Raw genomic sequence first — 26,424 nt, forward strand, 5'->3', positions numbered from 1 at the left:
CGCTAGAAACCAAGAACGGCCCTCGAAGGGGCCGCTCCCTGGAACACCGACACGAAGCCGGGTCAAGGCCTCAGAAACCGTCCTGGCTTCGTGTCTTTCCTGACTCAACCCCCTCATCGGGAGGTCTTGTCATGCCCAAATCTACCCGCAAGCGCTCGACTGGTCGAGTATCCGGCCGTCGTGGCAGTGCCACCAGTGCTGTCGAAACCATCACCCGGCCGTCGCAGTCGCTGCCGGTCATCATCCTGCTGAGCATCTGGCGCTGGCGCTGGGAACTCATCACGCTCGCCACCGTCGCCTACATCGTCCACACCCACGGCGCGGCGATCACCAGCTACTTCGACTCCAACCCCGTGTGGCTCAACGCCCTATTGGTCATCGTCCTGAGTGGATGGATCTTCACCGACAACCTGGTACGCCGCTTCGCGCGTAACCGGGTCTGGTGTGTCATCACCCGGCACCGCGTCCGGCCTGCCTCACCGAAATGCGCACCCTGAACTGGTCGGGCAACCTGCCGTTCATCGTCGGGTGCTTCGCCACCAAGACCGGTCAGGTCGTCTGGCTGTTCATGCGTCCCGGCCTGTCGGCCGAAGACCTGGAAAACAAGGCCGAAACCTTGGCCTCCGCGTGCTGGGCACGCACTGCGGTCATCACCCGCTCGAACCGCAACGCCGCACTCGTACGCATCGACATCGATCGGCGCGACCCGCTGTCCAAGCAGCACATCGTCTCGCCACTGCTCAACGACACCAGCGACATGCCCGAAGCGGCCGTCGCAGACGACGCGGTCATGGCCTTCCTCGGCCCCGACCCCGCCTCTGAGGGCGCCACCGATCAAAGGCCGGCCAAAACCGGCAGCGGTGAAACCCGCACCAAGGCCTCGAAGACCAAGACCACCGCAGCCGTGAACGACGGCGACACCGTGGTGCTTGGCGCCAACGGAGAAGACGTGTCCGACTATGTCTAGCTTCATCCCCAAACAGGTGTTCCCCCGGCACAAGCCGGGGGCCACCCCCGCGCCACTCGGCGCACTGTCCATCTACGACCCGATGTACCTGGGACTCGACGCACGTGGCAAACGCGTCCACGTCACCCTCATGTACCGCAACATCCTCATCGGCGGTGAACCCGGCGCCGGAAAGTCCGTCGCACAAGGCAACTTCCTGGCTCACGCCGCACTGTGCTCGGATGTCGATCTCATCCTGATCGACGGCAAGATCGTCGAACTGGTGCCCTACGCACCGGTCGCCAAAGAGTTCGTCGGCAACAACATGCCCAAGGCGCTTCGTGTGCTGAAGGATCTGCAAGCAGATCTGGACGAGCGCTACCTGCACCTGGCCCGTAACGGCCGCAAGAAGATCGTTCCCGGCGACGGCTTCCGCGCCAAGATCCTGTTCATCGATGAGTTGGCCTACTTCACGGTCACCGTCGGCACCAAGGAACAGCAAGAAGAGTTTCGGGCCCTCGTCCGAGACGTCGTCGCCCGTGGCCGCGCCGCAGGCATCATCGTCGTCGCCGCAACCCAACGGCCCTCGGCAGACATCGTCCCTACCTCGCTGCGGGACCTGTTCGGTTATCGCCTCGCATTCCGCTGCGCCACCGACTCCAGCAGCGACATCATCCTCGGCACCGGCTGGGCTTCCCAAGGTCACACCGCCGTGGACATCGCACCCGAAGCCCTTGGCGTCGGACTCCTCCGAGCCGAAGGCGGATTCCCCCGCCGTCTCAAGACGGCCTTCATCAACGACAACCAGCACCGGCAGATCGTCCGCCGTGCTGCACACCTCCGGAGGGCCGCATGATCACCGTCAAACCCGTCTCCGCGGGGACACCCACCGCCGTCAACGACGGCAAAGGCAACACCGGCTGGCTCCACAACTGCGGAGCCTTCACCTGGTCACCCCACCAGCCCCACCGCTGCGGTGTCTGCTGGTCAGCCATGCGAAACGGCCAAGCCTTCAACGGCTCCTGGACCAAGGCCTACACCCTCCAGGAGGCGTCATGACCTTCTACGACGCCGACGGCGGCGAACGCGAAGACCGCATGATGATCGGCTACGACTTCACCGACGAGTCCGTGGCCGGCATAAATCTGGCCTGCAACGGCCGGACCCCGAAGGTCGTCATCGACCTCGGAGCCAACCCGATCGAGATCGAGCTCGTCACCGGCTCCGTCACCGCGATCAGCCACCTGATCGACGCCCTCTACGAAGCCCGAGCACTGCTCGAACACCACCAGGTCGAGCACGCCACCGACAACGCCGCGTGGACCCAAGAACCCCTCTACATCCCCGGCGACTGGACGGAGGACCAGCGATGACCCACACACCGTCGAGCCTGTCCGAGGTCTACGACCACTGGCTGAAGCTCCTCAAGGACAACAACGACCTCATCGAAAACGACGGTCGACTGCCCGAAGGCACCCGCGTCTGGACTCCCTTCGGAGAGCCAAGCACGTACGACACCCCGCCCACCTACTGCGCCCCCACCTGGGGCTGGTACCAGGGAATCGTCCTCGGCCAGGCCGAACCCCAGTGGTGGTTCGTGTTCTGCGGCTACGACGACCTGCCGAAGTTCTGTATGCGGCACTTCAGCGAACTCCGCATCGTCAACCAGGCGAACTGATGCGCGCGGCAACCAAACCGGGCAACCGGCGCCGCGTGACACGTAACTGTCAAGGACAACAGGCCATCCCGACCGACCTCGACACCACCCCGGCCCCTGAACCGGTGGCCAAGAAAACCCAAGCCAAGAAGGCCTACCGCACGCAGCGGGCCGACGACTGGGCACACGCAGCAGTCGGTAACCCACAGCCCTGCTTCCTGTGCGGATCTCCAGCCCTCCTGCGCGACCCCCACAACGGCCGCGCCTGCCACATGACCTGCGCCAAGCAAGACGCCATCGAGAAGGGAGAACAGTGGTGACTACCGAAGCTCTCGCACCCGTGGTCCAGGTTCCTGGCCAACTCGACCTGCCACAGATGCCGGCCGTTCCGGCTCCGGCCTCGAAGCCTGCGACCACCACCAAGCTCACCGGCTTGACCAACTCCAACACCAACGCCCTCACTGGCCTGACTGGCTGGGAGGTCACCAAGACCACCGCCACCTACTCCGGCAGCCCCACAGCAGCCCTCCAGGCCGTCCAGACCCACATGGACAAGGTCAAGGCCACCGAAGGCGGCAGAGCTACTGGTTACGCCTCACTCATCGCGGTCCGCAACAAGCTCCGCGAGTGCTCGACAGGAGCAAGCCACCCCGCCGTCACGGTCACCGTGAAGCGGGCCAAGAAGGCCACCACCAAGGCCCGTACCGGGTCACCGGCAGCGCGACTGACACGTAAGCGTCAAGACACCTACACCACCGCACACCTGGTCGCCGCACTCGAATCGGCATGGACCGCGATCCGCACCAACCACAAAGAAGTTCCGGCCGTCGTCATCATCGTCGGCTCCGGCACCGCCACCAAGCGCCCCAAGCACGGGCACTTCGCCCCGATCCGCTGGCAGCACGGAGACAACCAACTGTCCGAAGTGCTGATCTCCGGCGAAGGACTCCAACGTCCCGTGGGAGAGGTCTTCACCACCTTGCTGCACGAAGCAGCCCACGCCCTCGGGCACGTCCGCGAGATCAAGAACACCAGCCGCCAAGGCCGCTGGCACAACGAGAAGTTCGCCGAACTCGCCAAAGAGCTCGGCCTCGACACCGCCAAGGACGACAAGCACGGCTGGTCCGTCTGCACCCTCCGCACCGAGACGACAGCCACCTACAAAGCCGTCCTGGCCGAACTCAAGTCGGCGCTCATCGCCTACCGGCACCCCGAAGTCACCGGCGGCGAATCCAAGAAGAACAACAACAACGCGGTGGCCTGCGCGTGTCAGTGCCCCCGCCGCATCCGCGTCGCCAAAGCAGTCCTCGAACTCGGGGAGATCACCTGCAGCGTCTGCGAAACCACTTTCGAACCCGACGAGTAACCGCGGCTTCGTTGCTGGCTCCCACCTCTGGGCGAACCCCGGAGGTGAGGGCGAACACCGAACCCACCAAACAGCCAACGACAGAAAGGAAGCATCAGACGTGACCACCAACCAACACCGCGCCAACCAAGATCTCGCCGCCTGGCTCATGGGCTCGATCTTCCGCGCCTTCCACTGCAACGGCTGCGGCCGGCCAATCATCGTCGCCCGCACCGAATGGCTGAACCCCGTCTACGTCTGGTCGCTCACCGCCCGGCTCGGCACCCCTCTGATCGCCCACTGCCCCTACCAGCACTGCGACAACAGCATCACCCAGCACTCGACCGCCGTCGCCTCCCACTGAGCCACGACACCAACCGGAAGGACTCCACCATGACCGTCGACCTCAACGCCTACGCCGAACTCACCGCTCACCGCGACACCGCCACCACAACGTTCCTGTGCGACTGGGTCGCCAACGAACACCTCGGCGGCCACGACTGGTGCCCCACCGTCTTGGAACCCGGCGACGAATACGCCCTGGTCGTCATGGGCGACACCATCGTCGGCCGCTACTGCATCGGCTGCGGCTACCACCTGTTCGGCACCCCCGAGCTGGAGTCCGCGCCGCTTCCCGTCGCCTGACACGTAACCGTCAAGACGGCTCCGGCGCTGGCTGCTTAACGCCGAAGCCTCGACTACCCAGCACTCAACAAACTCCGGGCGGCCGTGCCGACCCGGTAGCCCCGGCAAACGGACCAAAACGTCTCGAAAGGAGGTCACCATGACCACCAACCCCAACCATGATCCACTGGACGTCCTGGGCGGCCTCCTGGGCGGTGTCGAGGTCATCTCCGAGCACAAGCACACCATCGATCCCGGGAAGCGCACGAACCCGACCTCAGGCGTTGAACAGGCCATCCAGCGCGCGGCGACCACCGCCAACTACGGCGAATGGCTCGACCACACCGCCTCCGCGGGCGGATGCGTCCGGCCGATCCAGCTACGCGGCGAAGCCCACGTCGTGTCCACCCGCACCGGCCGGATCATCTCCACCCGCCACACCGACGACATGCCCGACGGCGTCATCTACAAAGCCTGCGGCAACCGCCGCGCCGCCGTCTGCCCCTCCTGTGCAGAGATCTACCGCGGAGACACCTACCAACTCGTCCTGGCCGGACTCCAAGGCGGCAAGGGGATCCCCGCCAGCGTCACCCAGCACCCCTGCGCCTTCGTCACCTTCACCGCACCTTCGTTCGGCGCTGTCCACTCCGCCCGCAAGCACCGAGGCGGGGACGGGCAACTCCGCAACCAGGTCTGCCGACCCCGCCGCAACCCCGACCCGTGCCCCCACGGGATCGACCAGCGCTGCCACCAAACCCACCACGACGGGGAGAAGGTCCTCGGTAAACCGCTGTGCCTGGACTGCTACGACCACGACCACCAAGTCGTCTGGAACGTCTTGTCCGGCGAACTATGGCGACGCACTACCGAGCGCGTCAAAGACACCCTCCAGCGGTGGGGCAAACAGCACGGCCTCGCCATCAAGCTGTCATTCGGCAAGGTCGCAGAAATGCAGGCTCGAGGCGTGGCCCACTTCCACGCCCTGGTCCGCCTCGACGGCGTTAACCCGATCGCACCCCACGAGATCGCCGTACCCCACGCCTCCGCCGACTTCGCACTCCTGGCCTACGCGATCCGTCGCGCCGTCGAAGGCACCCGGTTCAGGTCCCTGCCCCACCCCGACGCCCCCAACGGCTGGGAAATCGCCTGGGGCCAGCAACTCGACCTACGCCCCGTCCGGCAGACCGTCGACGGAGTCATCACCGAAACCGCCGTCGCCGGATACCTGGCCAAGTACGCCACCAAAGCAGCCGAAGCAACCGGCCACTCATCCGCCAGGCTCACCAACTCCACTGTCCGCCGCTACACCACCCTCAACACCCACGCCGGCCGATTGGTCGACGCCTGCTGGCGACTCGGACGCCCCGGCTCCGACCTGGACGAAGGCGAAGCAGCGAAGAACTCCGCACGGCTGTCCTACCGGCGCCTCCAGAAGTGGGCACACATGCTCGGCTTCGGCGGCCACTTCTCCACCAAGTCCCGCCAGTACTCCACCACCCTCAAAGCCCTACGCGAGGCACGCGCGAACTGGCGGCAAGAACGCCACCGCACCGCCGACCACACCAACGACGTCGAAACCACCCTCATCGTCGGCAACTTCACCTACGCCAACACCGGCTGGCGAACCATCGGCGACGCACTCCTAGCCAACACCGCCGCCGCCAAAGCCCGCGAACACAGACGGCTGATCAAGGAACTGATTGCCGAGGACAACGAGAGCTGACACGTAACTGTCAACGAAGGAGGAACGGAATGTCTGTGCCGAAGCATCGCGATGAACGGCTGTGGAGTGTCGAGGACCTGTCGGAGTTCCTTGGCGTTCCGGTGCCGACTCTGTACCGCTGGCGGACAACTGGCTACGGCCCGAAGGGTCTGCGGATCGGGCGGTACATCCGCTACGAGCGCGAGGTCGTGTACTGCTGGCTGAAGTCGTTGGAAGGAGCGGCCTAGCCATGCCAAGACAGCCACTCGCGATCGGCACCTGGGGCCTCATCAGGACGCACGAGGTCACTGACTCCAGCGGTCGCAAGGCTTACAGAGCCATCACCAACTTTCGCGACTTCAACGGCAAGCTCGTCCGTATCGAACGGCGAGGCAAGACCAAAGGGGCCGCGAGGGCGAACCTGCAACAGGCACTCAGCGGGCGCGCGAAAATGGGGAAAGCAGGTAGCTGGACGCCTAGTCACCGATTCAGCGAAGTTGCCGACGAATGGGTCAAAGAGATCGAGGAACTGGTTCGGGATGGAGCCCGTTCCCCTGGCACGGTACAGATCTACAGGTCAGTCTTGGAGAAGCACGTTCGGCCCGCGCTCGGCGAACTCAGGCTGGTTGAGGTAACGACCGCGCGAGTGGACACCTTCATCCGCACGGTCAAAACAGACGTCGGGGTTCCCACCGCCAAACTGTGTCGGAGCGTGACCTCCGGAGTGATGGGGCTGGCTGTTCGAAGCGGTCCGCTTGACGTCAATCCCGTCCGTGAGATCCGCCGAATTGAAAGGCCGCGAGGAAAGAAGCTCGCACGATCGCTGACGATGAATGAGGTGGAACTCTGGCTCAAGGCCGTGTCGGATAACGAGCTCGCGGTCAGAAAGGACCTACCTGACCTGAGCCTGTTCATGCTGGGTACTGGGGTTCGGATTGGTGAAGCGTTGGCACTCACCTGGGCGGAAACCGACCTGTCGGCCGGTGCCGTCGACATCGAATGGACCATCAGCCGGATCACCGGTCAGGGGCTCGTGCGGCGGCCTACCAAGTCCGAAGCAGGGGAGCGGTCACTCGGGCTGCCTCGACGTGTCCACGACATGTTGCGCCGTCGCTTCGACGCTGGGGTCAGGCTCGATTGGCCGGTGTTCCCGGACAGCATCGGTGGGTATCGCGACCCGACGAACACCTTGCGAGATCTCCGGAAGGTCCGTGCTGAGGTCGCCTCCCTGGAGTGGGTCAAGTCGCACAACTTCCGCAAGACGCTCGCGACCATGCTGGACGATGCCGGCCAAAGCGCCCGTCAGATCGCCGACCACCTCGGGCACAGCCGGGTCTCGATGACCCAGGACGGACACCTCGGCCGGAAGATCAAGAACCCGCTCGTGGTCGAGGCGATGAATCGGGTACTCGGCAACGAGCCAGACGACGAAAAAGGTGGCAAAGGTGTGGGCTGAGCGGCTAGTCGCCGCGGTCATGTGCGCCCTGACCTGCGGTTTTGGTAGGCCCCGTCGGACTCGAACCGACAACCCGCGGATTAAAAGTCCGCTGCTCTGCCAATTGAGCTAGAGGCCCGGGTGTGGGGACCAGTGTGACAGGTGTTGGGGGTGGGGGGCCAACTGGAAAGAAGGATAGGACCAGTGGTTGAGGTGGTCTCGGACGGTGATCGTTGGATCACTGTCGGTTGAACCGGATGGGTGGGTGGGTCGTTCTCAGGGGGAGGAGCACCCTCGTCAGCGTGAGGCGGGTGGGGGTGTGAAAGCCGTCCATTCACCTGAGGAGTGAAGATGTTGGAGCGCTGGCAGGAGCAAGTGGTTGCTGTGTTCAGGATTGTTGTGGGGTTCTTGTTTGCCACTCATGGGGCCGCAGCGTTGTTCGGGGTGCTGGGGGTGGAGCGCATCACACCGTTGGTTTGGCCGTCGTGGTGGGCTGCGGCGATCCAAGGGGTAGCGGGGGCGTTGGTGATGGTGGGGTTCGGGACTCGGTGGGCCGCGTTGCTGTGTTCGGGGTCGATGGCTTACGCGTACTTCACGGTGCATCAGGTTGACGGGTTGCTGCCGGTGGAGAACGGTGGGGAGAAGGCGGCGTTGTTCGCGTTCGCGTTCCTGCTGATCGCGGTGCTCGGGAACGGCGGGTGGGCGCTGGAAAGTAGCCTTCCCGGCAGGAAGCGTGAGCCTGTGGCAGCCGGCGAGTAGCGGGTGCCGGGCCATGACGATCCACGACGACAGAGCTGGAGTGCCGATGGCCGACGACCGGGCGGCGCTTCTGCGTGAGCTGCACGACGTGCACGCGCCTGCGCTGTGGCGGTTCGTGGTCCGGCTCACGGGGGACGACCGGTTCGCCGAGGACGTCGTACAGGAGACGTTGCTGCGGGCGTGGCGGCGGCCGCAGATCCTGACCGAGGACGAGGCGGGGGCCCGGGCCTGGCTGTTCACGGTGGCGCGCAACCTCGTCATCGACGACCGGCGCAGTGCCCGGGTCAACCGGGAGGTCGCCAGCGACGACCTCCCGGAACGGCCGAGCGCCGACCACGCGAACGCCGTACTGGACGCGTGGCTGGTGGCGGACTCTCTGGCGCAGCTGTCGGAGGACCATCGCCAAGTGATCGTCCGGGCGTACTACGGCCGGCGGACCGTCACCGACATCGCCAAGGAGCTCGACATCCCGCCGGGCACGGTGAAGTCGCGGTTGCACTACGGAATGCGGGCGCTGAAGCTCGCGCTGCAGGAGAGGGGGGTGACGCAGGAATGAGCGATGAGTACCGGGACTGGGACGCGGCCTACCTGCTGGGCGCGTTGTCCGCGCAGGATCGGCGCGCGTACGAGGAGCACCTGCGCACGTGCGCGGACTGTTCGGCGGAGGTGGCGTCGCTGGCGGGCGTCCCCGGGACCCTGGCGATGCTGCCGGGGGACCGGGCGCTCGCCACGCTCGACCCCACGCCGCCCAACCTGTTGCCCGGCCTGGTCCGGGCCGTCACCCGGGACCGTCGTAAGCGGCGGTTCCGGGTCGCGGGACTGGTTGCCGCGACCGCTGCCACCGCAGCCGCGATCGGCGCGGTGGTGGCGGTCCCGCTGGCCCGTGAGGAACCCGAGGGGGACTACGTCGTCCTGGCGCAGACCGTCGCCAGCAAGTTGACCGCCGATGCCCGCCTGGTGGAGGAGCGGTGGGGGACGACGATCGAGATCAGTTGCCGGTACGACGAACTGGCGACCCCGAGCGAACGGGCCCGCGGCTACGACCTGTTCGTCACCGACCAGAGCGGCAAGACCACGATGATCGCGAGCTGGACGGCATCACCCGGTACGACGGTGCGCCCGGGTGCGACGACGAAGCTGCACCGCTCCGAGATCCGGGCGCTCGACATCCGCAGCTCGGACACCGGCCGGATCCTTCTGGCCGTCCACTTCTGACAAGGCTTCTGGCGAACGCCGGGCCAAGTCGGGGACAGCGTCTTCCACGAACGCGCATGACAGGTGCCGGAAGGGGCACCTGAGAGCAAGGAAGGGCCGGTCGCTCGAGAGGCAAGTCGTTCCAGGCCCCGGTGTTCAGACCCGACGCACCGGGGTCGCCTCACGTCCGGGACGCACCGCACGAACGCCCGGGACGCGACGCCCGAACATCCAGGGGCGGGACGCACAGAAGCCCGGCGGGTCGGTGTTAAAGTTCATCGCGGTTGGGAAGTCAGCCGGTGGCGCAGCATGCCGCCCGCAGTGATTTCGACCCGTTGAGGAAACACCCCGGTGAGAGCACCCTTCCAACCGTCGGGCGCAGTGGCCCGGTGAACGACGAGTTCGCCCAGGAGCTGGCCCGGATGGCCCAGGTCCTGCACGAGCAGCCCGATGTGGAACAAACGGCCGAACAGTTCCTCGAGTTCGTGCTGCCCAGGATCGGCACCATGCACGCCAGCCTGCTGCTGGTGCACCGCGGCGGCCGGCTGGAGTCGGCGACCGCGACCGACGCGCTGGTCGAGGAGGCCGACCGGGTCCAGGTCGAGACCGGCGAGGGCCCGAGCTTCAGCGTGGTCCAGGACGAGAAGAGCGTGGTCAGCGGGGACGTCCCGGGGGATCTCCGCTGGCCTCGCTGGTCCGAGGGGGTCGCCGGCGTCGGCTTGCACAGCGTCCTCAGCGTCAGACTCCGGACGCCGACAACAACCGTGGGAGTACTGAACCTGTACGACCCCGCGACCAAACGCTTCGGCCAGAACGACGACGTGATCGCGCAGGTCTTCGCCGACCACGCGGCGGTGGCGGTCTCCAACGCGCGCAGCGAGTCGACGCTGTGGCAGGCGATCGACGCGCGCAAGCTGATCGGCCAGGCGCAGGGGATCCTGATGGAGCGTTTCGACCTGAGCGACGAGCAGGCGTTCGCCGTACTGCGTCGCTACTCCCAGGACAACAACGTGAAGCTGCGGGACGTCGCGCAGCGGCTGATCGAGACGCGCAAGCTGTCCTGACGCAGAAAAGTTCCTGACGTGTGTAACACCGGCCGTGTTGTCACCGATACAGAGGGTGTAACGCTGGATCCCGCCCCAGGTCAACCGCCCGAAGGGCCTGGGGCGGGATCCGCTTTCGCACGAGGCGCCCGAAGTACCCGTTACACGCGAAGGCCCCCGAGGAGATCCTCGGGGGCCTTCGCGTTGTCGTTCCTCCTACGACGCTTGCTCAGTCGGTCGGTCCGACGCCGGCAGAGCGATCCGGTCGGCCGGTAGCCGTTCGGTTCGCTCGACGCCGTCGTCGCCCTCGTACTGCACCGTTCCGGTCCATCCTGTGTCCTCGTGCTCGCGGCCGATCAGCCAGCCGCGGCGCCACGCACCGTCAACCTGGACGACGACATGGCTGGGCAGAGGCAGGCTGGACACCAGTTCGGTGTCGGGCTCGAAACCAGTCATGGCCGAAGGCTAGGCGCTTTCGCCGACACTTGCCTCTCGAAGGTGTGTTCCCTGCTGCGAATCTCACACCCTGGAAGCGAGTTCTCGCACCACACCAACAGAAAGCCCTAGCTCGGTCAGCGATCCGGACACCTTCAACGCGCGTCCGCCCGGAATGCGGTGCACCCAGCCCTGCTCGAGCGCGTGCAGGCACAGCGCGGAGCCGACCGCGCCGGCCAGATGCGGACGGCGTTCGGTCACGTCGAGGCAGGATCGCACGAGCGGGCGGCCGCGACCGGTCTTGACCGCAATGCCGAGATCTTCCAGCCAGCGCGTGCCGTCAGGCGTCAACGCGAGTCCGTCGGACCAGTCGAGCAGGCCGCGTTCGGTCATCGTGTCGATGACGGCGATGCCGAGCCGGCCGGCCAAGTGGTCGTAGCAAGTCCGGGCCCGCGCGAAGGCGTCGCGGCGGCTGGCGCTCTTGAGGCTCGTAGCGATCTCCGTACGACGAGGAGCCAGCGCCGACAGCCCTTCCAGCAGTTGCGCGGTCTCAGGCCCGGCCAACTCGACGTACCGGTGCCGTCCTTGCCGTACTTCGCTGAGCAGCCCGCCTTCGACCAGCAGGTTCAGGTGCTCGCTGATCGTCGGGCGGGAGACGCCCGCCAGCTCGGCCAGTTCCGTTGCGGTCCACGCGCGGCCGTCGAGCAGCGCGAGGCAGACGGTCGCTCGCGTGCCGTCGGCGAGCATCCGCGCCCACGCGGCCAGTTCCTGCCCCTCGGTCGTCGTCATTCACCCATCGTGCCTCGCGGTCGGTTCGGCCAGGGCCGAAGCGATCCGGACCTAGGTTCGGCGGCATGACGCATCTCACCATCGAGCCCTCCATCCTGTACGCCGGTACGCCGGTGGCCCTGATCACCACGGACAACGGCGACGGGACCTTCAACCTGGCTCCGATGTCGTCGGCCTGGGCGCTCGGCGACGTCGTCGTGCTCGGTCTCGGCGGGGAAGGCCGGACCGGGACGAACGTGCGCAGCCGGCCCGAGCTCGTCGTCAACTACCCGTCGCCGGCGCAGTGGGACGCCGTCGAGCGGCTCGCGAGTCTGACCGGCAGCAATCCTGTGCCGGAGCACAAGCGTCAACGATTTCGGTACGAGCCGCGCAAGTTCGAAGCGGCCGGCCTGACCGAGCAGAAGTCCGAGCTGGTCGCGCCGCCGCGGGTCGGCGAGTGCCCGCTGCAGTTCGAGGCAACGGCGGTCAGTGTCGATTTAGATGCTGGCGGCAACTTCTTGCTCGTGCAGGCGAAGGTGCTCCGGGTCCACGCGGCCGCCGAGATCGTCGTACCGGGCACGTCGTACGTCGATCCGCGGGCCTGGTCGCCGTTGATCTACAACTTCCGCCACTACTTCGGTCTCGGCGAGCAGCTGGGCGAGAGCTTCCGGACCGAGACGCCTAGCGCTTCAGCAGCAGCCGGTCCAGCTCCTCGTCGTTGAGTACGACGTCGAGTGCGGCCAGCGCCGGGCCGAGATCGTCGGCGGTGAGCGTGCGGTGCTCGGTCCGGCCGTCGGCGTACTCGGTGGTGAGCTCGGTGCCGACCACGCGGCGGCTGACGCCGTCGGCGAGGCGCATCACGACGAGCTTGGTCGAGAACGGCGAGTGCGGATTGGTCGCGACGTAGTGGTGGTAGACGGTGTAGTCGATCAGGCGTTGCGGCTCGTCGTTCGAGGCGTGCTGGGGGATCCAGCCATCGGGAGTCTTCTTCGCCAGGGTCCAGGTGCCGGCATCGTCCGTCAGCCGGTGCTCCCAGCCGCCCTGATTGACGACCGCGCCGTCCTTGAGCGGCATCGGGTGCAGGATGCCGGCGCCGAAGCCGACATCGGCCAGCCACTCCTCGCCGTTCACGCGGACGAGCAGGTTCATGTGCGTCTTCGGCCCGGACTTGTGCGGCTGGACCCGCGCCACCCGGCGCTCGACCTCGAAGCCGAGCGTCTCCAGTACGGCGGCGAACAGCAGCGCGTGCTCGTAGCAGTACCCGCCGCGTTGCCGCGCGACGAGCTTGGCCTGGACGACATCGAGCTCCAATCCCGGATGGGTGCCGAGCACGACGTCGACGTTCTCGAACGGGATGCTCCGGACGTGCGCCGCGTGCAGCCTGTGCAGCGTTTCCACCGAAACGTCTCCGGCGGGCTGGCCGATCCGGTTCAGGTAGGCGGCCAGGTCGAGCCGCTCGATGCCCCACTCGTTGGTCATGGCGCCCATCTCAGCGGTTCAAGTCGACTTGAGGTCAAGTGCTCTCGCGGAGCGCGTCGACGAAGGCGACGGCACCACACGGCTCGTCGGCCGCCCGTGTCGCGACGTACACCGTGCAGCCGGTCCTGATGGAACCGTTTGAGGGTCAGTTCCATTGGCGGCAAGGTATGCCGCGAGCGCATGGCTCGTGTGCGGAGTATGCGCTGGTGCGATACGGGGCTCCCGGGTCAGGATGGAGGCCGGTTCACGATCCTGGAGGGTCTCTTGAGTCAGCTTTCCTACCCGCAGCCCGAAGGTGTTGCCGCGGGCAATGGGTACAGCCATGTCGTCACCGGGCCCGGACGCTGGGTGGCGATCGCGGGACAGGTCGCGCTGGACGCGGCGGGCGAGATCGTGGGGGTCGGCGATCCGGAGGCGCAGGCCCGGCAGATGTTCGCGAACCTGGCCGCGTGTCTGGAGGCGGCGGGGGCGAGCTTCGCCGATGTGGTGAAACTGAACCTCTACGTCACCGACATCGGCGTGCTGCCCGCCGTACGGGTGGCTCGGGATGCGTACGTCGACACAGCGAACCCGCCGGCCAGTACGGCGGTGCAGGTGGTCGGGCTGTTCCGTCCCGAGCTTGTGCTCGAAGTCGAGGCGTATGCCGTGGTCGCCGACTAGCGCAGCCGGTCGACGGCGTACCGGGTGGCCTGGCCGATGGCGGCGTCGACGCGGGGTAGGCGTTTGTCGGCGCGGGCGGCTCGGGTGAGGGCGGCGACGGCGACGGTCGGCCCGCCGGGCAGCTCGACGATGCCGACCTCGTGGCGCAGCGCGCCGAACGTCCCGGTCTTGCCGTAGACGCGGACGGCGTCGTGCGGGAACGCGGACGCGATCCGCTGGGTGAAGACCTGCTGCGCCATCAGCCGTTGCACGAAGGCGGTCTGGCCCGCGGAGAGCAGTTCGCCGGACCACAGCTTGGCGAGCAGCGTCGTCATGTCGCGGGCGCTGGTCGCCGAGCCGTTGGCCGCTTCGTAGACGCCGGACGGGTCGGTGGTGTCGTTGTCGGCCAGTACGGCGAGCGCGGCGTCGGCGTCGCTGGCTCGCGTACGGCGTACCAGCTCACGCAGGTTGTCGGCGGTGCCTCGGCGGACCCGGGTGCTGGTCAGGCCGGCACGTTGCAGGAGGTCGGCGACCTGGTCCAGGCCGACGACCTCGAGCAGCGCGTCGGCGGCGGCGTTGTCGGACAGGGCCATCGTCGACGCGGCCAGGTCGCGCAGGGAGAGGGTGACCGGGTCGCTGAAGATCGCGAGGCCGGTCGGGCCGGGCGTGCGTTCTGCAGGCTGGAGTGTGACCGCCTGCTGGGGATCCAGCGAGCCGCGGTCGACCAGGTCGGCGAAGGTGATGACCAGGGGGAGCTTGTAGACCGAGGCCATCGGTACGACGTGGTCGGCGTCGAGGGAGATCGCCTCGTCCGGGCGGTCCAGCGAGACCGCGTGGAACCAGCCGCGGGCGCCGGCGTCCTCGAAGATCGCGCGCAGGTGGTTCGCGGCGGAATCGCGAAGTGGGGCGCTCACCGTGTCACCGCCAGGGACTCGGCGCGTCTGCGGAGAGAGCCGCTCATGGCGTCACCGCCAGGGCCTGGGCGATGCGAGCCAGGGCGTCGGGGAGCAGCGCTGACGGCGTACGGGCAGCTGGCCAGACCAGGCGGAGCCGTACAGGCAGTGGGTCGTCGACGATCGGATGGCGGCCGAGCCCAGCCGCGTGCAGCGAGCGGTCCGGTGTCACCACGATCGCCTGCCCGGCAGCGGCCATCGCCAGAGCGGCCCGCTCGTCGGTGACCACGACTGTGCCGCCTGCTGGGCGGTGGAGATCCAGCGTGTCCAGCACCAAGTCCCTGGCAGCCGGCGCCTCAGCACGCGGCCGTACGGCGATCGGCAGCGCGTCCAGGTCGCGCAGCTTGAGCGGTACGCCGTCGTCAAGGTGCAGTGCGGTCGGCACCAGCGCCTCGGTCGGCAGGAGGGTGACCGGCCCAGCCTCCAGCCCGTCGAGCACAGCCGGATGCAGTACGACGGCCAGGTGCAGGCGACTGGACGTCAGCTGAGGCAGGAGCTGGCTGGTCGGCGCAGTGACGACGGTGACTCGCCCGCTGGGCAGTGCAGCGGCTACAGCGGCGCCGATGGCCGGCGGGACCTCCGACGTCAGGCCGAGGCGTACCTCCGGCCCCTCGGGGTCCTGAGCGCCCGCGGCGTGGTGGAACTCGTCGAGCGAGCCCAGTGCGCGCCGGGCGTACGGGAGGAGGGCTGCACCGGCCGCGGTGAGCTCGACTCGGCCGGGGCCGCGTTCGAAGAGCTTGGCGCCAACCAGGGACTCCAGGCGGCGCAGGCCCTGGGAGAGCGGCGGCTGGGTGATGCCGACGACCCGGGCCGCGTCGCCGAAGTGCTGCTCGTCGGCGAGCGCGACGAAGATTTGCAGGTGGCGTTCAGTGAGCATGACCCGGCTGACCTGGGGTGATATGTGCAGGCAATCGGATCATATGTAAGAGCATATTCGACATCGGTCCATCGCAAAGCCTTGACTGGGCGGCACGTCGAGGTGAGGAGAACTGGGGATGACGGTGAGCCGGAGAGGTGTGCTCAGAGGTGCCGCGGTCGCGGCGGTGGGTGCTGCCGGGACAGCGGCAGGAGTGCGGGCAGCGACAGCGGACGAGCCTGCAGTGGTCAAGGCGGGGCGGCAGCCGGTCGAGCTGACCTGGTGGGGCAACCACGCGTGGCAGATCCGGTCCGGGGACTCGGTCGTGCTGACCGACCCGTGGCTGACCAGATTCCGCACCGGCACCTACACGCCGGAGGGCGCCGACGACTCGACCCGGATCGTCAGCAAGCCCAGTGTGATCGACAAGTACGTCACCAAGGCCGACGCGATCCTGGTGCACCACGGGCACTACGACCACCTCCCTGATGTCCCGTACATCGCCCGCAAGACCAAGGCGACCGTGCTCGGCAACGAGACGCACCTCAACCTGCTGCGGGCGCTGCGCGCGCCGGGCGACCAGCTGACGCAGGTGGTCGGCGGTGAGTACCTGCCGTTCAAGGAGGGATTCACGGTGGAGGTGTTCCGGTCGCTGCACTCGTGTGGTGGCGCGCGGCACCAGTTCGCCTTCCCAGGAACGCGTCCGGCCGTCGTACCGCCCAGGCCGCGGACCATCGCCGACCTGGTCGAGGGCGGAACGCTCGCCTACGTGCTGACGATCGGTGGCCTGCGCATCCTCAGTCTCAGCACGGCCGGCTTCGACCCGGTCGCGCTGAAGGACCTGGAGGTCGACGTGGTCCTGGCCGCGCCCGGTGGAGAGCCCGGCGTGACGGACCGGCTGCTGAAGACCATCAAGCCCGTGCCGCTGGTGATCGCGACGCACTGGGACGACTTCGACGAGCCGCTCGACAAGCCGGCCGAGGACTGGGGTGGTCTGGCGAAGCTCGAGGCCTCGGTGCTCGCGGCGGGTGCCGAGTTCAAGAAGGTCGACCACCTGGAGTCGATCACCCTCTGAAAGCTTCACGCCGGGCGCACTCCAGCGGCCAACGCGCCCGGCGTGAACCACTCAAGCCAGGCTGGTCCCGGTCGCTGGAGTCAGGCGGTAGCCCTGGTGAGCGGAGAACTCCGCGGCCAGGGCGAAGCGGTCACCGCGTACGACGGTGTGCCGCCACTCGATCGGGCGCCCCTGGGCGTGGGCCAGGCGGTTGATGGAGAAGACCGCGGCACCGGCGGGACAGTGCAGCAGGGCCCGCTCGGCCGACGTCGGGTTGACCGCGCGGATGTCCTCACGGCCGTGGTCGAGGCGCAGGCCGGTACGGGCCGCGAGTTCGGCGTACAGGCTGGTGTGGCTGAAGTCGGCCTCGAGCAGGCTCTCCGCAACAGCGGCCGGGAGCCAGACGCGGTCGAGCGCGAGGGGTTCGTCGCCGGCGAAGCGGACGCGTTCGAGGTAGACGAGCGGGATCGACGCCTCCAGGCCGAGGCGGCTGGCGATCACGCCGTCGGCGCGGACGTCGAGGGCCCGTACGACGCTGTGCTGGGGCAGGCCGGACGCCTCGACCGACGAGAACAGGCTGTAGAGCGCGCCCATCGGCTGCCGGATCTCCGGAGCGGTCGCGACCCGCGGCTGGCGGCCGCGCTCGGCGACGATCAGACCGTCGGCGCGGAGCTGGCTGAGCGCCTGGCGGACGGTGTGGCGGCTGACCTGGTAGTCCTCGACCAGGGCGAGCTCACCGGGGAAGACGTCGTCGAACTCGCCGGCGCGAAGCCGACGGACCAGCTCCTCCTGGAGCTGCTTCCACAGCGGCCGGCCGCCGCCGCGGTTGAGCTTGCGCTCGGTCATCGAGGCCTTCCCGTCTGAGCCGTGGGTCACCCCGGCTTGCCAAATGTCCGGTCATCTCTTAGCTTAAATGTGCGTACATTTAAGAGCGAGGGGTCCCGGCGTGCAGATCGAGGTTAGGTCACCGGCGTCGTCACAAGCGGCGGCAAAACCTCATTTCGTCGAGCGGCTGCCGGGGCTGCTGGTGGTGCTCGTGCTCGCGATGGCGGCGGTGCCGCTCGGGCGGCTGGTGCCGGTGGTCGGCGGGCCGGTGTTCGGGCTGGTGCTGGGGGTCGTGGTCGGCTCGGTCGTGCCGGTACTGCGGGGTGAGTGGTCGCGGCCGGGGTACGAATTCGCCTCGAAGTTCCTGCTGCAGGTGTCGATCGTGGTGCTGGGCACCGGGTTGTCGTTGCAGCAGGTCGCGCGGGTCGGCGCCGGATCGCTGCCGGTGATGCTCGGGACGCTGGCGATCGCGCTCGGTGGGGCCTGGTTGTTCGGCCGGTTGCTCGGGGTGCGTGGGGACACGCAGATCCTGATCGGCGTCGGTACGGCGATCTGCGGCGCGTCCGCGATCGCCGCGACGACGGCGGCGATCGAGGCGAAGAAGTCGTCGGTCGCGTACGCGCTGGCGACGATCTTCACGTTCAACGTGGTCGCCGTGCTGGCGTTCCCGCCGCTCGGCCACCTGATGGGTCTCGGCCCGGAAGCCTTCGGCCTGTGGGCCGGTACGGCGGTCAACGACACGTCGTCGGTGGTCGCGGCCGGCTATGCGTTCAGCCAGGAAGCAGGCGATCAAGCGCTGGTTGTGAAGCTGACCCGCTCGCTGATGCTGGTCCCGATCGTGATGGGCCTGGTGATCCTGAAGTCCCGCCGGGACGCCGCTTCTGAAGGATCGGTACGACGCAAGCTTCCCTGGCGGCGGATGTTGCCGCTGTTCCTCGTCGGCTTCCTGGTGGCGGCCGGGCTGCGGACCGCCGGTTTGGTGCCCGACGAGCGCCAGGCGGACCTGGCGCTCGTCGGGACCTTCCTGATCACCAGTGCGTTGGTGGCCATCGGCTTGTCGCTGCGGGTGGGCGAACTGCGCAAGGCCGGGCTCCGGCCGCTCCTGCTGGGGGCGATCCTGTGGGTCAGCGTGAGCTTGGGGAGCCTCGGCCTGCAGTTGGCGACGGGGACGCTCTAGCCCTGCTGCTGCTCGAAAGCGGCCGCGCGGATCTGCACCTTGCGGACCCGCTCGACGTCCAGCTTGCTGGAGCGGTCGAAGCGGTAGATGCCGTTCTCCTCCTGGAAGACGTCGGTCAGCTGCGTGTAGCAGTAGCCGAACATCCGCGGGTCGTCGAGCAGTACGTCGACCAGCCCGGTGAAGCGGTCGTAGAACTCCGCCTCGTCCTTCACCCGCTGGCCGTAGCCCCACGACTCGGCCCGGTCGGTCCCCGCGAGCTGGACCGCCTCCGGGTTCCACCAGATCCCACCGAACTCGCTGCAGAAGTACGGCTGCCCGTTGTACGGCTGCGAGATCGGCCGGTCCTCGCGGCCACCGGTGTTGCCGTACGGCGCTCCGTCGGCCAGCCCGGCCATCTGCTTGCCGAACTCGACCGGGTCCTGCTCGTAGTTGTGCGAGTCCCAGATGTCCGTCTCCGGCACCCGGTGCGAGTAGCCGGACGCGTCCAGCACCGGCCGGCTCGTGTCGGCCGCCTTGGTGGCCAGGAACATCGCCCGGGTCACGTCGTCCAGCTGGGTGATCCGGTCGTGCAGCAGCTGGTGGGTCTCGTTCAGCGGGCACCAGCCGACGATCGACGGGTGGCTGTAGTCCCGCTCGACCGCCTCCAGCCACTGCGTCACGAACGTTGCGGTCGGCAACTGGTTGTTGTCGCCGGTGTCACCGACGCCTGCACCCCAGTCGCCGAACTCGCCCCAGACCAGGTAGCCCATGCGGTCCGCGTGGTAGAGGAACCGCTCCTCGAACACCTTCTGGTGCAGCCGGGCGCCGTTGAAGCCGGCCGCGAGGCTCAGCTCGATGTCCGCGACCAGCGCCTCCTCGGACGGCGCCGTCATCAGGCTCTCCGGCCAGTAGCCCTGGTCCAGCACGAGCCGCTGGAAGACGTGCTTGCCGTTGATCAGTACGGCCTGGCCGTTGATCGACACCGACCGCAGGCCGGCGTAGCTGGCGGCCTGGTCGACCACAGCGCCGTCGGCGTCCACCAGCTCCAGCCGTACGTCGTACAGGTGCGGGTCGGTCGTGTCCCACAGCCGGACGCGATCAGCCGGTACGGCGAGCACCAGGCGCGGCGCCAGGTCCAGGTCGGCGCGGACCTCGGCAGCGACGACCTCGCCGTCGCTGTCGGACAGTACGGCGCGGACCTTCCAGCCCGGCTTGTTCGCCGAGACCGGGACGGCCAGGTGGAATGCCGAGCCGGCCACGTCCGGGGTGATCCGCGGCCGCCCGAGGTGGACGGACGGGACGGCCTCCAGCCAGACGGTCTGCCAGATACCGGTGGTCCGGGTGTAGTGGCAGTCGCGGTTGAAGTAGATCGTGCTCTGCTTGCCACGCGCCTGCGACCCGTTCTTGCTGTCGCGGGCGCGGACCACGATCAGCGCCTCCTCGCCCGGTCCGGCGACGCCGGCCAGGTCGGCGCTGAACGGCGTGAAGCCGCCGCGGTGCCGGACGACCTCGACACCGTTCACCCAGACGGTGGCGTCGTGGTCGACGGCCTGGAAGTGCAGGACGGCGTCGTTGCCGGTCCAGTCGGCGGGGATCGTGACGGTCGTCCGGTACCAGACGGCTTCCTGGTAGTCGACGTCCTCGATCCCGGACAGTTCGGACTCGGGCGCGAACGGAACGGTGATCCGGCGCTCGAGCTCGCGCTCGGCCAGGCCGCGTTCCAGGCCGGAGTCGGACTTGTCGGCCTCGAACTGCCACTCGCCGTTGAGGTTCAGCCAGTGCGGGCGGACGAACTGCGGCCGGGGGTGCTCGGGGCGGGGCTGGGTGCTGGGCATCGAGAGGCTCCCGTGAGGTGTGCTGAGCAGGTCGGCGTCGACTTTACAACGTTGGAATAGGCGGGGCAACGGGTGGACGAAGAGTGGACACGGACGTCCGCACGGACCGGGCAACGTTGTCAATGGTTTGTCCTGCGGCAGAAGTGTCAGCAAGTTGTCAGCCCGTTCGTGCAACCCTTTCGGCATCGGTTCGTTCTTTGTCAGAAGAGGCAAGTCGCGGCCGAGGACAACAAACCGTCCGCCCGGAGCGTCATGCTGGTCAGCAGGGCTGTGCGAAGCGGGGAGAGGGAGAGGTCGATGGGTGGGAACTGAGCGCACCGCCGAGGTCCGTGAGCTGCGGCTGCGAGTGCCGCAGGGTGATCTCGACGCGCTGTACGACCGGCTCCGCGCGTTCCGCGACGGAGGTGGGTACATCGCCGCGGGCCTGGACCGGGTGGTGCCGGCGGCGTACGCCGACGAGCTGCTCGACTACTGGCTCGACGGCTACGACTGGCGCGTCCACGAGGCCCGGCTGAGCGCCTACCACCACTACGCCACCGAGATCGGTGGTCAGTTCGTCCACTTCCTGCACCTGCGGTCCGCGCATCCGGATGCTCGGCCGGCGCTGCTGACGCACGCCTGGCCGAGTGGGGTGATGGACGTGCTGGACGCGGCCATGCGGCTGGAGGTGGCCGGTAGCCATCACCTGGTCATCCCGTCGATCGCCTGGACCGCGCTGAACGGTCCGGAGGGCGGTTCGCCGAGCAGCCGGGCCGCGGCGGGCTGGGACGAGCTGATGTGCCGCCTGGGCTACGACGAGTACCAGGTGGGCGACGACCGCGAGGGCCTCGGCGCCACTCCGGCGTACACGGCTGTGTCGGAGGCGGTCGCGCAGCAGCGCGGGCTGGACGCTGCCGAGCTGGCGGAGGTCCGCTGGTTCAACGAGAACCTCACGGCGTTCAACGAGGGTCAGCAGATCTCCGCGCTGGTGCTGAGCACCGCACTGCTCGCCTGGAACGCGCAGCTGGTCAGCCTGGAGATCGACCGGGACGCACTGCTCACCGGGCTCACACTGGCCTGGTTCGCCTCGCAGCTACCCGTCGAGGAGCCGTAGGCCGTTCTCCCAGCAGACGGCGCGCAGCCAGTCGTCGCCCAGGTCCAGCCGCTCCAGGGCTTCCAGCTGTACGGCGTACTCGTACGGGATGTTCGGGAAGTCCGAACCGAGCACGACCTTGTCCTGCAGTGCCGCCATCCGCGGCCGGAGCTCCCGCGGGTACGGCGCCAGTGACTCTGTGAACGGGGTCAGCGCCATCGTCGTGTCCAGGTGCACGTTCGGGTAGGTCTCGGCGAGCGTCAGGTGCTCGGCGTACTCCGGCATGCCCAGGTGGGCGATGACGGCCGTCAGACGCGGGTGCTTGGCCAGTACGTCGCCCATCGGGCCCGGCCCGGTGTGACGGCCCGGGATCGGTCCTGACCCGCAGTGCACGACCACCGGGACGCCGGCCTCGGCCAGCTGTCCCCAGACCGCGTCCAGCTCCTCGTCGCGCGGGTCGTAGTCACCGACCTGGACATGCACCTTGAAGATCCGGGTGCCCAGCTCCAGCGCTTCCTTCACGTACGACGCGGCGCCGGGCTCGGGGTAGAACGTCCCGCTCGCCACGCAGCCAGGGGTCTGAGCGGCGAAGTCCCGGGCCCAGCCGTTCAGCCAGGCGGCCATGTCGGGCTTGTGCGGGTAGACCAGCGCGGAGAACCGGCGTACGCCCAACTGCCGCAAGGTCTCGACGCGCTCGAGAGCCGGCGTCCGGTACTGGACCGGCCAGGCGACGCCGTAGTGCTGCTCGGCCTGGTCGAAGTACGCCCAGACCGCGTTCATCACCTGGTCGGGCAGGAAGTGGACGTGCACGTCCACCAGCCCATCCAACCCCAGCCGCCGCCACCAAGCAGGCACTTCGTCGTCACGCACCCGAACACTCTAGACACGCTGATGTTTTGCAGGAACTACGTAGCTACGTACTATCCACAGTGTGGAAAGACCTGTGGATAACCGGCTCGCGGAGCTGGAACGGCGCGTTGCCGCGCTGGAATCCGCCCGGCTCGATCCACGGCAACGGCCGCGGCCGACGGGCGACGCAGGCCCGGCCGACATCCTGGAAACGGATTGGACCTCCCGGGCGTCGACGCTGGCCGCGCTCGGCCATCCGGTCCGGCTGACACTGCTCCGCGAGATCCTGAACGGACGAACGACGGTCAGCGCGCTCAGCGAGGTCGAAGGCCTCGGGACGAGCGGGCAGATCTACCACCATCTGCGGCAGTTGACGGCCGAGGGCTGGTTGCACACGCCCAGCCGCGGCGTCTTCGCCGTACCCCCGACCCGGGTGGTCGCGCTGCGCGCGATTCTGGTCGCCCTGGAGAGGTAAGGCATGAAGCTCACAGCCGTACTGCTCGCAGTCGCCCTCGCCGTCGGAGGCTGGCTGATCCGGCCCGGTGCGCTGCACCTGGCCGAGTCCCGGACGGGCGACACCGAGCTGCAGCGCTTCATCGACGACAACTACGAGGGCCCGGGCCACCGGCTGTCCGTCGCGGTCGTCGAGGACACCGCGACGCGTTTCGCGGGCCGCGGCACCGACGAGCACGGCAGCTTCGAGATCGGGTCGATCAGCAAGGCGCTCACCGGGATCCTGCTCGGTGAGGCCGTACGACGCGGTGAGGTGAAGCTCGACCAGCAGGTGGGCTCGCTGCTGCCGCTGGACGGGTCCGACGTCGCCAGTGCCACGCTGGAGGACCTGGCGACTCACCAGTCCGGTCTGCCGAACACGACCAGAAGTCCGCTGCCCGCGGCCCGGTCGTTGCTGGCCAGCCTGGCCGCGGGCAACCCCTACCCGTACAGCGTCGACCAGCTGCTCGACCAGGCCCGGTCCGCGAGCACCAAGGGCCGCGGCAAGCCGACGTACTCGAATCTCGGCGGAGCCCTGCTGGGCCAAGCCCTGGCCCAACAGGCCGGCATGGCCTACCCGGAGCTCCTGCAGGACCACGTCTTCCAGCCAGTAGGCATGACGGAATCCCGTACGCCGGTCAACGACGTCGGCGCGGCTCCTGACGGCTACGGCTCGGGCGGACGCCAGCAGGCGCCCTGGACCCAGACCGGCTACGCCCCGGCCGGTGGAGTCGTCTCCACCGCGTCCGACCTCGCACTGCTCGCCCGGACCCTGCTCAGCGGCAAGTACGTCGAAGCGCTGGCCCCGCGCCGCGACTTCGACGAGGATCGGGTCGGATTGTTCTGGCTGACCACTCCGCTTCCCGACAACCGCAGCATGGTCTGGCACAACGGCGGCACCGGCGGGTACCGCTCGTTCATCGGCATCGACCTGGAACGCCGCCGCGCCGTGGTCGTCCTGTCCGACGTCGCCGTACCGGTCGACGACTTCGCGACCGAGCTCCTGGAGGCCCAGTGAGAGACGTCATCCTGATCGCCTTGGCGGTCGGCTACCCGGTCCTCGCCCTCTGGCAGGTCCACACCCGCAAGCTGCGCGACCGCGCCGACGTACTGATCGTGCTGGTCACCGGAGTGCTCTTCCTGCTCATCGCCCGCGCTACCGCCGACTGGAACTCGCTGCCGTCCTGGCTCTGGCTCGTCGGCCTGGCCCTGATGGCAGCAGCGACCGCACTGGCCGGCTGGACCTGGTCGAGCCTGCCCTGGTTCAAGGCTCACCCAGTACGGCGTGGAGTCTCCACTGCTCTCCAGCTGCTCGTGGCCGGCGCCTTCTGCGCGGTGCTCCTGTGAACGACCTCGCCCGCGGCTGGGACGAGGCCGCCGCCGGCTACGAGCAGTACTTCGTCCCGCGCTTCCGGCCGTGGGTGGAGGCGGCCGTCGCGCAGCTCGGCGACCTGCCGCCCGGTCCGATCCTGGTGCCGTGCTGCGGCACGTTCCCGGAGCTGGACCTGCTGCTCGAGCAGTTCCCCAACCGGGAGATCGTCGGCATCGACCTGTCGGCCGGCATGGTCCGCCTGGCGCGCGAGCGCGTCGGAGGCCACGACCTGGTCAGCGTGATTGAGGGCGACGCCTCGACGCTCGACCCCCGCTGGCTCAACGCCTGCGGTGCGGTCGTCTCCGTCTTCGGCCTGCAGCAGCTGCCCGAGCCGGAGCAGGCGATCAGGTCCTGGTACGACGCACTGCGCTCCGAAGGCCGGCTCTCGGTCGTCTACTGGCCGTCCGTCACCGAGCAGACCGGCCCGTTCAGCCTGATCAAGGAGTTACTCCGCCCCGGCCAGTCCGATCCCGAGAAGGACTTGGCCAAGGTGATCGCGGTCGACCGGTACGAGCTGATCAAGTTCCCGATCACCTACACCGACGCGGCGGAGTTCTTCGAGGCCTACGCCCGCTCCGGCCCGATGCGCGCGACCGCGATCGCCCGCGGCGAAGCCTTCGTCGAGGACCTCCGCGCGAAGTTCCTGCAGCGGGCGCCGGAAGGTGAGTGGACCCACCACCCGGCAGCCCGCCTGATTACCGCGACTGGTCGATGACCCACAGCCCGGTGAGGCCGCGGAAGTGGGCGCGGAACTTCTCCTGCTCGTGGGCCGGGTAGGTTGCCGCGACGGTCTCGGTGAGGATGCGGTCGAAGTCGGGGCTCTTGACCCACTCGACCAGCTGCTCGTCGAAGTTCGGCAGGTTCTGGGCGCACCACTCCTGGTACTTGGCGGTCTCGAAGTGCTCGTCGGCCAGCTTCAGGTACGCCTCGATCTTGGCGTCGTAGTCGAGCGACTCGTCGTCGGCGATCGCGAAGTAGCGCTCGGTGTGGAGATCGACCTTCGTCCGGCGGCCGGTGGCGAGCGAGAAGATCGACCACTTGACCAGCGCGCCGATCGCCCACGGGAAGTAGTAGTGCAGCGAGGTGATCGCGACGTCGGGGCAGGCGTTGGCGTAGTCGATCGGGTGCACCGAGTCGCCCGCGACCAGCATCTCGCAGGAGTTGAACTCCCAGCCGAAGAAGGCGTTCACGATCCGGCTGATCGCGACCGCCTGGTGGCCGGCCGACGGGCTGAGGAAGTCGTGCGAGACGGCGTACCGGTTGTGCATCGGCTCGTCGGGGCGGAAGTCCATCACCATCGTCTCGGCGCCGATCGACAGCGCCCGGGCGAACTTCTCGTACTCGACCGTCGCTTGCAGGTGCATCAGCATCTCGCCGGACTCGTCGTACGCCGTGTGCAGGTCCTCGCGGTTGTTGATCCGCGAGACGCCGCGCCAGCCGCCGCCGTCGAACGGCTTCATGTACATCGGGTAGCCGAGGTCGTCGGCGATCGCGTCCAGGTCGAAGGTCTTGTTGTACTTGGCCGACGTGTAGGCCCAGCGGACGTTGTCGACCGGGTTCTTGTACGGCACCAGCACGGTCCGCGGGATCTTCAGCCCGAGCCGCAGCATCGCGCAGTACGCCGAGTGCTTCTCCATCGCCTGGAACGTGAACGGTGAGTTCAGCAGGTACGTGCCGTTCATCAGCGCGGCCTTCTTCAGCCACTCGCGCGGGTGGTAGTACCAGTACGCCAGCCGGTCGATCACCAGCTCGACCCGGACCGGGTCGTTCAGGTCGAACGGCTCGATGGTGAGCCGCTCGGTGCCGAACTCGTGCGTGGTGCCGGCGGTCTCCACCGGACCGACGCGGCGCAGCAGGGCTTCGAAGGCCTGCGGCCAGTCCTCCTCGGCGCCGAGCAACAACCCGATCAAGTGCTGAGAGCGGTCAGCCACAGT

35 protein-coding genes and 1 tRNA gene are annotated in these 26,424 nt (G+C 68.0%); 26 read left to right on the forward strand and 10 right to left on the reverse strand.

The window, feature by feature from the left end; genetic code table 11:
• Positions 1 to 131: 131 nt before the first annotated feature.
• The 13 genes from ACYVIO_RS10835 to ACYVIO_RS10895 all read left to right on the forward strand — a co-directional run bounded on the left by ACYVIO_RS10835 (position 132) and on the right by ACYVIO_RS10895 (position 7,730).
• On the forward strand, positions 132 to 497 hold the full coding sequence (locus tag ACYVIO_RS10835) for a hypothetical protein (RefSeq protein WP_460650544.1): 366 nt from the start codon (positions 132 to 134) through the stop codon (positions 495 to 497).
• Positions 485 to 967, forward strand: a complete 483-nt coding sequence (locus tag ACYVIO_RS10840) for a hypothetical protein (RefSeq protein ID WP_460650545.1) — start codon at positions 485 to 487, stop codon at positions 965 to 967. The genes ACYVIO_RS10835 and ACYVIO_RS10840 overlap by 13 nt, the downstream gene beginning before the upstream one ends.
• Entirely contained in the window at positions 960 to 1,802 is an 843-nt protein-coding gene (locus ACYVIO_RS10845; protein ID WP_460650546.1) for an FtsK/SpoIIIE domain-containing protein, read from the forward strand. The genes ACYVIO_RS10840 and ACYVIO_RS10845 overlap by 8 nt, the downstream gene beginning before the upstream one ends.
• Positions 1,799 to 2,005 carry a hypothetical protein gene (locus ACYVIO_RS10850; RefSeq protein ID WP_460650547.1) on the forward strand — a complete coding sequence of 69 codons (207 nt, stop codon included), beginning with the start codon at positions 1,799 to 1,801 and terminating at the stop codon, positions 2,003 to 2,005. Before ACYVIO_RS10845 ends, ACYVIO_RS10850 begins: the two co-directional genes overlap by 4 nt.
• Positions 2,002 to 2,319: a hypothetical protein gene (locus tag ACYVIO_RS10855; RefSeq protein WP_460650548.1), complete on the forward strand. Its 318-nt coding sequence runs from the start codon at positions 2,002 to 2,004 to the stop codon at positions 2,317 to 2,319. Before ACYVIO_RS10850 ends, ACYVIO_RS10855 begins: the two co-directional genes overlap by 4 nt.
• The gene (locus ACYVIO_RS10860) at positions 2,316 to 2,624 is read left to right on the forward strand and encodes a hypothetical protein (protein WP_460650549.1); all 309 of its coding nucleotides are present in this window, start codon (positions 2,316 to 2,318) and stop codon (positions 2,622 to 2,624) included. Before ACYVIO_RS10855 ends, ACYVIO_RS10860 begins: the two co-directional genes overlap by 4 nt.
• The gene (locus tag ACYVIO_RS10865; protein WP_460650550.1) at positions 2,624 to 2,923 is read left to right on the forward strand and encodes a hypothetical protein; all 300 of its coding nucleotides are present in this window, start codon (positions 2,624 to 2,626) and stop codon (positions 2,921 to 2,923) included. The genes ACYVIO_RS10860 and ACYVIO_RS10865 overlap by 1 nt, the downstream gene beginning before the upstream one ends.
• Entirely contained in the window at positions 2,920 to 3,969 is a 1,050-nt protein-coding gene (locus tag ACYVIO_RS10870) for a hypothetical protein (RefSeq protein WP_460650551.1), read from the forward strand. The genes ACYVIO_RS10865 and ACYVIO_RS10870 overlap by 4 nt, the downstream gene beginning before the upstream one ends.
• A gap of 100 nt (positions 3,970 to 4,069) precedes the next feature.
• On the forward strand, positions 4,070 to 4,312 hold the full coding sequence (locus tag ACYVIO_RS10875; RefSeq protein WP_460650552.1) for a hypothetical protein: 243 nt from the start codon (positions 4,070 to 4,072) through the stop codon (positions 4,310 to 4,312).
• Between the two features lie 29 nt (positions 4,313 to 4,341).
• Positions 4,342 to 4,593 (forward strand): hypothetical protein, encoded by a 252-nt coding sequence (locus tag ACYVIO_RS10880; protein ID WP_460650553.1) that lies wholly within the window; start codon positions 4,342 to 4,344, stop codon positions 4,591 to 4,593.
• A 139-nt stretch (positions 4,594 to 4,732) separates the two neighbouring features.
• Positions 4,733 to 6,295: a replication initiator gene (locus tag ACYVIO_RS10885; RefSeq protein ID WP_460650554.1), complete on the forward strand. Its 1,563-nt coding sequence runs from the start codon at positions 4,733 to 4,735 to the stop codon at positions 6,293 to 6,295.
• 29 nt (positions 6,296 to 6,324) lie between these two features.
• Complete coding sequence (locus ACYVIO_RS10890; RefSeq protein WP_460650555.1) at positions 6,325 to 6,522, forward strand: helix-turn-helix transcriptional regulator; 198 nt, start codon at positions 6,325 to 6,327, stop codon at positions 6,520 to 6,522.
• Between the two features lie 2 nt (positions 6,523 to 6,524).
• On the forward strand, positions 6,525 to 7,730 hold the full coding sequence (locus ACYVIO_RS10895; protein ID WP_460650556.1) for a site-specific integrase: 1,206 nt from the start codon (positions 6,525 to 6,527) through the stop codon (positions 7,728 to 7,730).
• Positions 7,731 to 7,772: 42 nt separating this feature from the next.
• Here ACYVIO_RS10895 and ACYVIO_RS10900 read toward each other — a convergent pair.
• Positions 7,773 to 7,848: transfer RNA gene (locus ACYVIO_RS10900), tRNA-Lys, on the reverse strand.
• Between the two features lie 212 nt (positions 7,849 to 8,060).
• Here ACYVIO_RS10900 and ACYVIO_RS10905 point away from each other — a divergent pair.
• The 4 genes from ACYVIO_RS10905 to ACYVIO_RS10920 all read left to right on the forward strand — a co-directional run bounded on the left by ACYVIO_RS10905 (position 8,061) and on the right by ACYVIO_RS10920 (position 10,726).
• Entirely contained in the window at positions 8,061 to 8,468 is a 408-nt protein-coding gene (locus ACYVIO_RS10905; RefSeq protein ID WP_460650557.1) for a DoxX family protein, read from the forward strand.
• Positions 8,469 to 8,481: 13 nt separating this feature from the next.
• On the forward strand, positions 8,482 to 9,024 hold the full coding sequence (locus ACYVIO_RS10910; RefSeq protein WP_273482674.1) for a sigma-70 family RNA polymerase sigma factor: 543 nt from the start codon (positions 8,482 to 8,484) through the stop codon (positions 9,022 to 9,024).
• Positions 9,021 to 9,683, forward strand: a complete 663-nt coding sequence (locus ACYVIO_RS10915) for an anti-sigma factor family protein (protein WP_460650558.1) — start codon at positions 9,021 to 9,023, stop codon at positions 9,681 to 9,683. Before ACYVIO_RS10910 ends, ACYVIO_RS10915 begins: the two co-directional genes overlap by 4 nt.
• A 368-nt stretch (positions 9,684 to 10,051) precedes the next feature.
• The gene (locus ACYVIO_RS10920; RefSeq protein WP_460650559.1) at positions 10,052 to 10,726 is read left to right on the forward strand and encodes a GAF and ANTAR domain-containing protein; all 675 of its coding nucleotides are present in this window, start codon (positions 10,052 to 10,054) and stop codon (positions 10,724 to 10,726) included.
• Between the two features lie 195 nt (positions 10,727 to 10,921).
• On the opposite strand, the gene ACYVIO_RS10925 is transcribed toward ACYVIO_RS10920, so the two are convergent.
• Together ACYVIO_RS10925 and ACYVIO_RS10930 are read right to left on the reverse strand one after the other, a co-directional pair.
• The gene (locus ACYVIO_RS10925) at positions 10,922 to 11,161 is read right to left on the reverse strand and encodes a hypothetical protein (RefSeq protein ID WP_460650560.1); all 240 of its coding nucleotides are present in this window, start codon (positions 11,159 to 11,161) and stop codon (positions 10,922 to 10,924) included.
• 63 nt (positions 11,162 to 11,224) lie between these two features.
• Entirely contained in the window at positions 11,225 to 11,929 is a 705-nt protein-coding gene (locus ACYVIO_RS10930; RefSeq protein WP_460650561.1) for an ArsR/SmtB family transcription factor, read from the reverse strand.
• A gap of 65 nt (positions 11,930 to 11,994) precedes the next feature.
• Between ACYVIO_RS10930 and ACYVIO_RS10935 the strand changes: the two genes are divergently transcribed.
• Positions 11,995 to 12,630, forward strand: coding sequence for a flavin reductase family protein (locus tag ACYVIO_RS10935; RefSeq protein WP_460650562.1), 636 nt, complete (start codon positions 11,995 to 11,997; stop codon positions 12,628 to 12,630).
• On the opposite strand, the gene ACYVIO_RS10940 is transcribed toward ACYVIO_RS10935, so the two are convergent.
• Positions 12,590 to 13,387 (reverse strand): arylamine N-acetyltransferase family protein, encoded by a 798-nt coding sequence (locus ACYVIO_RS10940; protein WP_460650563.1) that lies wholly within the window; start codon positions 13,385 to 13,387, stop codon positions 12,590 to 12,592. The genes ACYVIO_RS10935 and ACYVIO_RS10940 overlap by 41 nt on opposite strands.
• A 264-nt stretch (positions 13,388 to 13,651) precedes the next feature.
• Here ACYVIO_RS10940 and ACYVIO_RS10945 point away from each other — a divergent pair, with 264 nt between their 5' ends.
• On the forward strand, positions 13,652 to 14,047 hold the full coding sequence (locus ACYVIO_RS10945; protein ID WP_460650564.1) for a RidA family protein: 396 nt from the start codon (positions 13,652 to 13,654) through the stop codon (positions 14,045 to 14,047).
• Here the strand turns inward: ACYVIO_RS10945 and ACYVIO_RS10950 are convergent.
• Together ACYVIO_RS10950 and ACYVIO_RS10955 are read right to left on the reverse strand one after the other, a co-directional pair.
• On the reverse strand, positions 14,044 to 14,940 hold the full coding sequence (locus tag ACYVIO_RS10950) for a serine hydrolase (protein WP_460650565.1): 897 nt from the start codon (positions 14,938 to 14,940) through the stop codon (positions 14,044 to 14,046). The two genes, ACYVIO_RS10945 and ACYVIO_RS10950, sit on opposite strands and share 4 nt — an antisense overlap.
• 43 nt (positions 14,941 to 14,983) lie before the next feature.
• Positions 14,984 to 15,856, reverse strand: a complete 873-nt coding sequence (locus ACYVIO_RS10955; RefSeq protein ID WP_460650566.1) for a LysR family transcriptional regulator — start codon at positions 15,854 to 15,856, stop codon at positions 14,984 to 14,986.
• Positions 15,857 to 15,974: 118 nt separating this feature from the next.
• Between ACYVIO_RS10955 and ACYVIO_RS10960 the strand changes: the two genes are divergently transcribed.
• A complete protein-coding gene (locus ACYVIO_RS10960) occupies positions 15,975 to 16,910 on the forward strand; it encodes an MBL fold metallo-hydrolase (protein WP_460650567.1) in 936 nt (311 codons plus the stop codon).
• Positions 16,911 to 16,961: 51 nt separating this feature from the next.
• Here ACYVIO_RS10960 and ACYVIO_RS10965 read toward each other — a convergent pair whose 3' ends face one another.
• Positions 16,962 to 17,735, reverse strand: coding sequence for a GntR family transcriptional regulator (locus ACYVIO_RS10965; protein ID WP_460650568.1), 774 nt, complete (start codon positions 17,733 to 17,735; stop codon positions 16,962 to 16,964).
• Positions 17,736 to 17,835: 100 nt separating this feature from the next.
• On the opposite strand from ACYVIO_RS10965, the gene ACYVIO_RS10970 reads away from it, so the two are divergent.
• Entirely contained in the window at positions 17,836 to 18,891 is a 1,056-nt protein-coding gene (locus ACYVIO_RS10970; RefSeq protein WP_460650569.1) for a YeiH family protein, read from the forward strand.
• On the opposite strand, the gene ACYVIO_RS10975 is transcribed toward ACYVIO_RS10970, so the two are convergent.
• Entirely contained in the window at positions 18,888 to 20,705 is a 1,818-nt protein-coding gene (locus ACYVIO_RS10975) for a glycoside hydrolase family 2 protein (protein ID WP_460650570.1), read from the reverse strand. The two genes, ACYVIO_RS10970 and ACYVIO_RS10975, sit on opposite strands and share 4 nt — an antisense overlap.
• Before the next feature lie 301 nt (positions 20,706 to 21,006).
• On the opposite strand from ACYVIO_RS10975, the gene ACYVIO_RS10980 reads away from it, so the two are divergent.
• A complete protein-coding gene (locus tag ACYVIO_RS10980) occupies positions 21,007 to 21,798 on the forward strand; it encodes an epoxide hydrolase N-terminal domain-containing protein (RefSeq protein WP_460650571.1) in 792 nt (263 codons plus the stop codon).
• Here ACYVIO_RS10980 and ACYVIO_RS10985 read toward each other — a convergent pair.
• Positions 21,778 to 22,647: an amidohydrolase family protein gene (locus ACYVIO_RS10985; RefSeq protein WP_460650572.1), complete on the reverse strand. Its 870-nt coding sequence runs from the start codon at positions 22,645 to 22,647 to the stop codon at positions 21,778 to 21,780. The genes ACYVIO_RS10980 and ACYVIO_RS10985 overlap by 21 nt on opposite strands.
• A 61-nt stretch (positions 22,648 to 22,708) precedes the next feature.
• On the opposite strand from ACYVIO_RS10985, the gene ACYVIO_RS10990 reads away from it, so the two are divergent.
• From ACYVIO_RS10990 to ACYVIO_RS11005, 4 genes are read left to right on the forward strand one after another with little or no spacing between them, the layout of a single operon-like run.
• Positions 22,709 to 23,101, forward strand: a complete 393-nt coding sequence (locus ACYVIO_RS10990; RefSeq protein ID WP_460650573.1) for an ArsR/SmtB family transcription factor — start codon at positions 22,709 to 22,711, stop codon at positions 23,099 to 23,101.
• Between the two features lie 3 nt (positions 23,102 to 23,104).
• Positions 23,105 to 24,136, forward strand: a complete 1,032-nt coding sequence (locus ACYVIO_RS10995; protein WP_460650574.1) for a serine hydrolase domain-containing protein — start codon at positions 23,105 to 23,107, stop codon at positions 24,134 to 24,136.
• Positions 24,133 to 24,465 carry a hypothetical protein gene (locus ACYVIO_RS11000; protein ID WP_460650575.1) on the forward strand — a complete coding sequence of 111 codons (333 nt, stop codon included), beginning with the start codon at positions 24,133 to 24,135 and terminating at the stop codon, positions 24,463 to 24,465. The genes ACYVIO_RS10995 and ACYVIO_RS11000 overlap by 4 nt, the downstream gene beginning before the upstream one ends.
• The gene (locus ACYVIO_RS11005) at positions 24,462 to 25,205 is read left to right on the forward strand and encodes a class I SAM-dependent methyltransferase (protein WP_460650576.1); all 744 of its coding nucleotides are present in this window, start codon (positions 24,462 to 24,464) and stop codon (positions 25,203 to 25,205) included. The genes ACYVIO_RS11000 and ACYVIO_RS11005 overlap by 4 nt, the downstream gene beginning before the upstream one ends.
• Here ACYVIO_RS11005 and ACYVIO_RS11010 read toward each other — a convergent pair.
• Positions 25,186 to 26,421, reverse strand: coding sequence for an ATP-grasp domain-containing protein (locus ACYVIO_RS11010; RefSeq protein ID WP_460650577.1), 1,236 nt, complete (start codon positions 26,419 to 26,421; stop codon positions 25,186 to 25,188). The genes ACYVIO_RS11005 and ACYVIO_RS11010 overlap by 20 nt on opposite strands.
• Positions 26,422 to 26,424: the final 3 nt, after the last annotated feature.

Source organism: Kribbella endophytica, assembly GCF_054781295.1.